The sequence below is a fragment of the Streptomyces montanisoli genome, from assembly GCF_017813245.1.
Taxonomy (GTDB): Bacteria; Actinomycetota; Actinomycetes; order Streptomycetales; family Streptomycetaceae; genus Streptomyces; species Streptomyces montanisoli.
Genome location: NZ_JAGIQL010000210.1, coordinates 1 through 8770, shown reverse-complemented (window position 1 = coordinate 8770; position 8770 = coordinate 1). Strand labels below are relative to the sequence as shown.

The following is an 8770-nucleotide window of genomic DNA, read 5'->3' as shown; positions in this document are numbered from 1 at the left end:
ACCCCGAAAGGCTTCATCGTTCGACTTGCATGTGTTAAGCACGCCGCCAGCGTTCGTCCTGAGCCAGGATCAAACTCTCCGTGAATGCTTCAAGCACCACGAGAGCGGAACAGGAGGAAGGAATAATCCCATCCTGTTCACAGCGTCCTCGCTGTGTTACTACAAAGGAACCCAAATCCACCAGGCACACAGGCCCGGCAGACCAGGGGTATCAACATATCTGGCGTTGACTTTTAGCACGCTGTTGAGTTCTCAAGGAACGGACGCTTCCTTCGAAAACCTTCTCAGGCTTCCTCCGGGCGCTTTCCCTTCGGCCTTACGTTTCTGAACTCTACCAGACGTTGTTTCCGTCCGATTCCCCGTCAGAAAGGGATCCTGCTCTTGTCTTTCCGGCCCTTTCGCTCGGCCGTTCCGACGTTCCAAACCTTAGCGGATCTCCCTGGGGACTCCTAATCGAGTCCTTCGGACGGATTTTCGGCATGCCGAAAGCAATTCCGTTCGAGGTCCGTACAGGTGTTGGTTTGCCGCTTGCTCTCCAGCGGCTGGAGGGTCGCCGGGGACCTCGCGGTCCGTCTGGCAACTCGGAGAACCTTACGGATCGCCTCGGGCCGTGTCAAGGACCCGCCAGCGCCGACGGCTCTCAGCCCTCGTCGGGCTCCAGGTCCTCCAGCCGGCCGCCCGCGTCCGGCTGGGTGTCCTCCACCCTGCGGAGCAGGCGGATGAGCATCTCGCCCAGCACCCCGCGCTCGTCGCCGGTGAGGTCCTGGAGCAGGTCCTCCTCGAACGCGGAGGCCATGCGCATCGCCTCGAGCCATTTGGTGCGGCCCTCGTCGGTGAGTTCGACGATCACGCGGACCCGGTTGTTCTCGTCCCTGGCGCGGGTGACGAGGCCCTCGCCCGCCATGCGGTCGATGCGGTGGGTCATGGCGGCCGGGGTCAGGCCGAGCCGCTTGGCCAGCTCGCCCGGGCCGAGGCGGTACGGCGTCCCGGAGACGACGAGTGTCTTCAGCACCTCCCACTCCGTGTTGCCGATGCCCAGCTCGGAGACCTGGCGGCCGTACGCGACGTTCATGCGGCGGTTCAGCCGGCCGAGCGCCGAGACGACCTTCTCGACCTGGGGGTCAAGGTCCTGGAACTCGCGCTGGTAGGCGGCGATCTGCTCGTCGAGGGTCGGTTCGCCCGGCGGCGGGTGCGCGGCGTGCTCGGGTGTGTCGGACATCGCTTCAGTATCCCACGTTCGGCGTTTGGCGTTGAAGCCCTTCGAGCTGTAGCCTTCAACATTGAAGTTTAGTGTTGAAGTCTTCACCTCTGAGGTCTTCGTCCTTCAGTACTCCGTACTTCAACATCCTTCCGACCCGTACACGGGCAGCCCCGCGCTGCCCCGCGACCTGAGGCAGGTGAGTGTGTGACCAAGGCGATGAGCACGGCGATGCGCAGGATCCAGACCGGGAACGTGATGAGCGCGTTCGGCCTGGGCTTCACCGTTCCCTACCTCTATGTGTACGTGGCGCAGGTCCGCGGCCTGGGTTCCGGCACGGCGGGCGTCGTGCTCGCCGTGTTCGCCATGGCGGCTCTCGCCGTGCTGCCGTTCACCGGGCGCGCGATGGACCGGCGCGGACCCGTCCCCGTCCTCATGGCCGCGGCCGTGACGGCCGCCGCGGGTGCGCTCTCGCTCGGCCTGGCCACTTCGGTGACCGCTGCCGTGGCGTCAGCCGCGCTCCTTGGCGCCTCGACGGCCGTCATCCAGCCGGCGCTCGCCACGCTGATCGTGTGGTGCTCGACGCCCGCGAACAGGACCAGGGCGTACGCGACGCAGTTCTTCCTGCAGAACCTGGGCCTCGGCATCGGCGGCCTCGTCGGCGGGCAGATCGTCGACGAGCACCGGCCGGCGTCGTTCACCCTGCTGTTCTCCATCGAGGCCGCGATGTTCCTCGTCCTCGCGGGCGCCGCCGCCACCGTGCGCATCGCGCGGCCCACCGTGGACGCAGACGGGGACGGCGTCCCCAGCGCCGGCGGCGGGGTGCGTGCCCTGCTGTCGCACCGGGCGATGGTGCGGCTGCTGGTCCTCGCGTTCGTGGTGTTCTTCGCCTGCTACGGCCAGTTCGAGTCGGGGCTCACCGCCTACGGCACGGACGCCGCCGGCATCGACCCGTCGTCGCTCGGGGTCGCGCTCGCGGTCAACACCGCGGTGATCGTCGTCGCACAGTTCCTGGTGCTGCGGACCGTGGAGCGCCGCAGGCGCACGCGCGTGATCGCGCTCGTGGGGCTCGTGTGGGCGTTCGCCTGGATCGTCGCGGGGTACGCGGGGCTCGCGCATGCCGGGCAGGCCGTGGCGACGGTCGCGTTCGTGTCGACGTACGGGCTGTTCGGCTTCGGCGAGGCCCTGCTGTCGCCGACCGTCGCGCCGCTCGTGTCGGATCTGGCGCCCAGCTCCATGGTCGGCCAGTACCAGTCGGCGTTCGCGCTGGTCAAGCAGTTGGCGCTGGCCGTGGGTCCAGCCGTGGGCGCGCCGATGGCCGCGGGCATGCATGCCCCGTACATCGCGACGTTCGTGCTGTTCTCGCTGGCCGTGACGGTGCTGGCTGTGCGCCTCGGCAGGCGGCTCACCCCGGGTCAGGAGCGTCCGGCGCTCGCGACGACGTCGCGTGTCGTGGCGCAGCACCTGCCCGAGCCGTCGGACGGGCTCACGCCCGCGCCGCCCGCGCCCGGCCGCGTGAGCTGACCCGGCACCCACCGGGCCCCGGCCGGCCTCGGCCCGGTCAGGGCTCGGGCAGGGCGAACTCGCACCACACGGCCTTCCCGCCGCCCGGTGTGCGGCGTGATCCCCAGGACGAGGCGATCGTCGCGACGATGGAGATGCCGCGGCCCGCCTCGTCGGCCGGTTCGGCCTTGCGGCGGCGCGGCAGGTGGTCGTCGCCGTCGGTGACCTCGATGATCAGCCGGCGGTCCGTGCGGCGAAGCCTCAGGCGCATGGGCGGCACGCCGTGCTTGAGCGAGTTCGCGACGAGTTCGCTGGCGGCGAGTACGCCGAGGTCGCGCAGCTCGACGGGGAAGCGCCAGGACGCGAGTACGCCCGACGCGAAGGCGCGGGCGCGGGGTGCCGCCTCGATGCCGCCGAGGAGTTCGAGTGCCGCGTTGTGGAAGAGCTCCGCGTCGCTTCCCGTGCGTGCGGGGTGCTGGAGGACGAGCACCGCCACGTCGTCGTCGTGCTCGGCGGTGATGCCCTGGCTGCGCAGCAGCCGGTCGCAGACGACCTGCGGCGTGCCCTGGGCGCCGGAGAGCGCCTTCTCCAGCTTGGCCACGCCCTCGTAGATGTCCTCGCCGCGTCGCTCCACGAGGCCGTCCGTGTAGAGGACCGCGGTGGATCCTGGCGGCAGCGGGATGGTTCCCGAGGTGTGCATCCAGCCGCCCGTGCCGAGCGGCGGGCCCGTCGGGTCGGCGCCGCGTTCGACCGTGCCGTCCTCGGACCTGACGAGGATCGGCAGGTGGCCGGCCGACGCGTAGACGAGGACGCCCTCGTTGGGGTCGTGGACCGCGTAGACGCAGGTGGCGATCTGGCTGGCGTCGATCTCGGCGGCGAGGCCGTCGAGGAGCTGCAGGACCTCGTGGGGCGGCAGGTCCAGGCGCGCGTAGGCGCGAACGGCCGTGCGCAGTTGGCCCATGACGGCGGCGGCGCGCACGCCCCTGCCCATCACATCCCCGATGACGAGGGCGGTACGGCCCGCGCCGAGGGTGATCACGTCGTACCAGTCGCCGCCGACGGCCGCGTCGGCGCCACCCGGCTGGTACGTGGCCGCTACGCGCAGGTCGTCGGGTTGTTCCAGCTCCTGCGGCAGCAGGGAGCGCTGGAGGGTGACCGCCGTCTCGCGGTGCCTGCGGTCGCTCGCGCGCAGCCGCTCCGCCGCCTCCGCGTGGTCGGTGACGTCCGCCGCGAAGACGAGGACGCCGCCGGTGCCCTCCCGCCCGACGGGTGCGCACGTGACCGTGAACGACCCTTCCGCCCGCCGCTCGGGCTGCCCGGCCGGGCCCGTACGCCCGGTGTGCAGGTGGCCGGGTACGGCGATCCTGCGGGACTTGACGGTGCGTGGCGTGCCGCTGCGCAGCACCTGGTCGAGCAGCGGCATGAGTCCGAGGTCGGCCAGTTCGGGGCAGCTGCCCGCGGCGGGGCTGCCAAGCTCGCGTGCGCCGAACGCCGCCTCGTAGGCGTCGTTGACGTAGGAGACGCGGTGCTCGGGGCCGTGCACCAGCGCGACGAGCGCGGGCAGTTCGCCGAGCACCTGCCGTACCGCCAGGTCGTCGGGGGTGAGCGGGCGCGGCCCCGCCTCCTTGCCGCCCTCGCCTTCCGTGGCGGGCAGCTCGTACTCGCCGCGGGCGGCCGGCACCGATCCGCGGTCGCCGCGCGTGGCGGTTCGGCGCTGCGTACTGCGGGGGAGCCGGGCGCTCCAACGCGTGAAGTTCACGGTTCTGTCAGGCCTCGTGTGGTGTCGTGCTGTCGGCGTGGCGCGGTGGCGGCCGCTGGGCCTGACGCGTCGGGCCTGGCGGGTGGTGCGTGGTGCGGTCCGCGAACGGACCGCACCATGGTCACACGTCCAGTGTGGCGGAGCCCACTGACAGTGGTGCCCGCCGTGGCGGCGGGGATGCGCGGACGGCGCGGTCCGAGGCCGCTATCTCCTCCCCGGCCCGCCCGGCGGTTCGCGGCCCGCCGCGCTCTCGAACTCGGCGCGCGGGTGCTCGAGTGAGCCGAGGGAGACGATCTCCCGTTTGAACAGGCCCGAGAGCGTCCATTCCGCCAGCACGCGCGCCTTGCGGTTGAAGGTGGGGACGCGGCTGAGGTGGTAGACGCGGTGCAGCAGCCAGGCCGGATAGCCCTTCAGGCGCCTGCCGTGGACGTATGCGACGCCTTCGTGCAGGCCGAGGGAGGCGACCGAGCCCGCGTGTGCGTGCCGGTATTCGCCGAGCGGTTGGCCGTGCAGCGAGGCGGTGATGTTCGCCGCGAGCGTCTTCGCCTGGCGCACGGCGTGTTGCGCGTCCGGGACGCACAGGGCGCCCTCTTCCGCCGCGGCCAGGTCGGGCACGGCCGCGGCGTCGCCCGCGGCCCAGGCGTGCTCCGTGCCGGCGACGCGCAGCTGGGCCGTGCACACGAGCCTGCCCTCCGCGTCGCGCGGCAGGTCGGTCGCGCCGACGAGGGGGTTCGGCCTGACGCCGGCGGTCCACACGAGGGTGCGGGTGGGCAGGACCGTACCGTCGCTGAGATGGGCGACGCGGCCCTCGCAGGACACGAGCCGGGTCTCCAGGCGCACGTCGACGTTGCGGCGGCGCAGCTCGCGCACCGCGTAGTCGCCCATCTCCTCGCCGACCTCGGGCAGGATGCGCGCCTCGGGCTCGACGAGCACCCATCTCAGGTCCTCGGCCTTGAGGTTGTGGTAGTAGCGCGTGGTGTACGCGGCCATGTCCTGCAGTTCGGCGAGCGCCTCGACGCCCGCGTACCCGCCGCCGACGACGACGAAGGTGAGGGCCGCCTCCAGGACGTCGGGGTCGCGCGTGGACGACGCGATGTCGAGTTGCTCGATGACGTGGTTGCGCAGGCCGATGGCCTCCTCGACCGTCCTGAACCCGAGGCCGTGCTCGGCGAGTCCCGGCACCGGGAGCGTACGGGCGACGGAGCCGGGCGCCAGGACGAGTTCGTCGTAGGGCATCCCGAAGGTGCCGGTGCCGTCCTCCATGGAGGCGGCCGTCCGCACGGTGACGGTCCGTTCGGCGTGCGAGACGGCGGTCGCCTCGCCGACGACGACGGTGCACGCGTCGAGGACCCGGCGCAGCGGCACGACGACGTGACGCGGCGAGATGTTGCCCGCGGCGGCCTCCGAGAGGAACGGCTGGTACGTCATGTACGGGTCGGGTGAGACGACCGTGATGGCGGCTTCGCCGGCTCTGAGCTTCCGCTGGAGCCAGAGGGCCGTGTACAGCCCTACGTAACCGCCGCCGACGACGAGAATGCGCGCTACGGTCCCTGCTCCGCGTGTGGTGTCTCGGGGGGTGTCAGCCATCACCTGACCATGAGGCAACGCGAGCCGGGGTTTGTCCACAGCCCCGGCAAATTGTGTGACCGGAGCGTTCCCGCGCACACCCTGGGGCATATCACCACGATTACCGAGGGACACACAGGTCAGCACCCATGTGCGCCGTAGTGAAAGTTGATTGAATCCAATATCTTCTCCCACTTCCTCCGATCGGGGGCCGTCCGGACGGAATTACCCCTTCTGAATTACGGTGGGCTCAACTATGTTCGTATCCCGTCGGGGTGCGGGTCCGTGACTGGTCTGCGCCCTTCGTGTCGAAAACGGGGAATGTCTCCGGGGGGAGACGTACATGAGCCGGGGGAACGGTCATGCGCATTAAGGATTCGTATTGGCAGGGCGTGCCGGTCGTCGACAGTGACGGCGCGGCGGGTGGCGGCGCGGCGGGGAAGACCGTCGCGCCGGACGGCATCGGGGGGCCGGCACAGGTGACAGCGGCGCAGGATGCGGCGGCACATGGCGCGCAGGGCGCGGGCCGGCCGGCCACGAGCACCGCGGGGAGCGGGCGTTCGGTACCCCTGCGGGTCGATGCGCAGCGCAACCTCGAGCATGTGCTGCGCGCCGCGCGCGAGGTCTTCGGCGAGCTCGGCTACGGCGCGCCGATGGAGGATGTGGCGCGCAGGGCCAGGGTCGGCGTGGGCACGGTGTACCGCCGCTTCCCGAGCAAGGACGTGCTGGTGCGGCGGATAGCCGAGGAGGAGACGTCCCGGCTGACCGACCAGGCGCGTACCGCCCTCGGTCAGGAGGAGGAGCCCTGGTCGGCGCTCTCGCGCTTCCTGCGCACGTCGGTCGCGTCGGGCGCGGGCCGGCTGCTGCCGCCCCAGGTGCTGCGCGTGCGGATGGCGTCCGACGAGGTGTCGATGCCCGTGGAGACGCGCGTGCCGCAGCAGCGCCATGCCGGGGAGGGCGAGGCGCGCGCGATCGAGCCCCGGTTGAGCGTCGACGAGCTGGACGCGCCGGGTGCGGTGGAACTGCTCGACGTCGTCGGGCAGTTGGTGGCGCGTGCCAGGGAGGCCGGTGAGCTGCGCCTCGATGTGACCGTCGCCGATGTACTGCTGGTGATCGCGACGGCCGCGCCTTCGCTGCCGGACGCGACGCAACAGGCCGCCGCGTCTGCACGGTTGCTGGACATCCTGCTGGAGGGGCTGCGCCCGCGGGCGCTGTGAGGCTCTGACGGCCGGTCGCGGCAGGGCAGCCTGTCAGGCCGTCCACCGTTTCTCAGCTCCCGAACTGACGTGCCCTTCGTGTGTGGGCCGGGCGGCTCCGAGAGGGTGAAGCGGGGACTCGGTGCCCACTTCGCGCCCCTGGCGTGTGGTTGACCCGGAACCGCCCCCGCCGTGCCTCTGCGCTGTGGCACGCTTACCCGGTGTTTGGGTCTCATGGTGCATACGGGGGCTGCCGCGATGAGCGGTGAGGGACGGGACGAACCGCAGGGCGGGCCCGGCGGTACGGACGGCGGTACGGACGACGGGGGCCCATCGGCGCGCCAAGTCCCGGGCCAGAGCGGCCCCGTTGGCGCCGGAGGACCGGCCGGGCTCCCCGGTGTGCCGGGGCCGGCGGCCGAGCCGGACCCGGCGGACGGGACGGGCCCCGACGCCGACACCAGCGTGCCGCAGCAGCGCGAGGGACGCGGCGGTTCCGCGCCCACGGCACCGCTGCCCAGGGTGCCCTCGCCCTCCCAGCGGCAGGGGACGCAGCAGGCGCGTACGTCCCCCACGGCCGGCGACGCGTCCGCCGCCGCGGCCGGCGACGCTTCCGCGGTCGACGACGCTGCCGCCACGGCCGCGCCGCCCCTCGCCGACTCGGACCTGGTCCAGCGGATGCGGGAGGGCGACGACAGCGCGTACGAGGAGCTGTTCAGGCGCCACTCGGGCGCCGTGCGCCGGTACGCGCGTACGTGCTGCCGCGACGCGGACACGGCCGACGACCTCACCGCCGAGGTGTTCGCCCGCACGCTCCAGGCCGTCCGTGGCGGCGCGGGCCCCGAGCAGGCCGTGCGGGCCTACCTGCTCACCACGGTGCGCAGGGTGGCGGCGGCCTGGGCGAAGACCGCGAAACGCGAGCACCTCGTCGAGGACTTCGCGGTGTTCGCGGCGCAGGCGGCCGGGTCCTCGACGGTCTCCGACGACGACACGCTCGAACTGGGCGCGGACGTCCGCGCGATGCACGAGGCCGAGCAGTCGCTGGCCATGCAGGCGTTCCGCTCGCTGCCCGAGCGGTGGCAGGCGGTGCTGTGGCACACCACGATCGAGGAGGAGCCGCCGAGCCAGGTGGCGCCGCTCTTCGGCCTGAGCGCCAACGCGACGGCCGTACTGGCCGGGCGGGCGCGCGAGGGACTCAAGCAGGCGTATCTCCAGGCGCATGTCAGCTCCGCGCTGACCGCGGGCGGCGACTGCGCGCGGTACGCGGACCGGCTCGGCGCGTACGCGCGCGGTGGGCTGCGCATGCGCGCGGAGCGCGGCCTGCGCAAGCACCTGGACGAGTGCGCCAAGTGCCGCATGGCGGCGGGCGAGTTGGCGTCGGTGAACGCGCAGATCCCGGCCGTCGTGCCGGTCGCCGTCATCGGCTGGTTCGCCACGGGGTTCTCGCTCAAGGCCCTGGGCATCATCGGTGGCGCCGCGGGCGCCGCGGGGGCGGGTACGGCGGCCGCCGCGGGCGCCTCCTCTGGGGCCGCTTCCGGCGGCGCGGCGGGC

General features: G+C 72.1%; 6 protein-coding genes and 1 rRNA gene. 3 read left to right on the top strand and 4 right to left on the bottom strand.

Translation table 11 applies throughout. From position 1 onward, the window contains the following. Together JFN87_RS29810 and JFN87_RS29805 are read right to left on the bottom strand one after the other, a co-directional pair. Positions 1-85 (bottom strand): 16S ribosomal RNA (locus JFN87_RS29810); the annotation flags it as partial. 555 nt (positions 86-640) lie between these two features. Then, the gene (locus JFN87_RS29805; protein WP_209345090.1) at positions 641-1219 is read right to left on the bottom strand and encodes a MarR family winged helix-turn-helix transcriptional regulator; all 579 of its coding nucleotides are present in this window, start codon (positions 1217-1219) and stop codon (positions 641-643) included. Between the two features lie 198 nt (positions 1220-1417). Here JFN87_RS29805 and JFN87_RS29800 point away from each other — a divergent pair, with 198 nt between their 5' ends. After that, entirely contained in the window at positions 1418-2722 is a 1305-nt protein-coding gene (locus tag JFN87_RS29800) for an MFS transporter (protein WP_209345094.1), read from the top strand. A gap of 37 nt (positions 2723-2759) precedes the next feature. On the opposite strand, the gene JFN87_RS29795 is transcribed toward JFN87_RS29800, so the two are convergent. Further along, the gene (locus JFN87_RS29795) at positions 2760-4460 is read right to left on the bottom strand and encodes an ATP-binding SpoIIE family protein phosphatase (protein ID WP_209345087.1); all 1701 of its coding nucleotides are present in this window, start codon (positions 4458-4460) and stop codon (positions 2760-2762) included. 204 nt (positions 4461-4664) lie between these two features. Further along, on the bottom strand, positions 4665-6047 hold the full coding sequence (locus JFN87_RS29790) for an NAD(P)/FAD-dependent oxidoreductase (protein ID WP_209345086.1): 1383 nt from the start codon (positions 6045-6047) through the stop codon (positions 4665-4667). 341 nt (positions 6048-6388) lie between these two features. Between JFN87_RS29790 and JFN87_RS29785 the strand changes: the two genes are divergently transcribed. Together JFN87_RS29785 and JFN87_RS29780 are read left to right on the top strand one after the other, a co-directional pair. Continuing rightward, entirely contained in the window at positions 6389-7243 is an 855-nt protein-coding gene (locus JFN87_RS29785; protein ID WP_245182529.1) for a TetR/AcrR family transcriptional regulator, read from the top strand. A gap of 237 nt (positions 7244-7480) precedes the next feature. Then, the coding region (locus tag JFN87_RS29780; protein WP_209345085.1) for a sigma-70 family RNA polymerase sigma factor at positions 7481-8770 on the top strand (1290 nt) is incomplete at its 3' end.

Excerpts from the sequence above, each read along its gene's own strand:
- JFN87_RS29805 (WP_209345090.1), bottom strand. The coding sequence starts at position 1,219 with ATGTCCGACACACCCGAGCACGCCGCGCACCCGCCGCCGGGCGAACCG.
- JFN87_RS29800 (WP_209345094.1), top strand. The coding sequence starts at position 1,418 with ATGAGCACGGCGATGCGCAGGATCCAGACCGGGAACGTGATGAGCGCG.
- JFN87_RS29790 (WP_209345086.1), bottom strand. The coding sequence starts at position 6,047 with ATGGCTGACACCCCCCGAGACACCACACGCGGAGCAGGGACCGTAGCG.
- JFN87_RS29785 (WP_245182529.1), top strand. The coding sequence starts at position 6,389 with ATGCGCATTAAGGATTCGTATTGGCAGGGCGTGCCGGTCGTCGACAGT.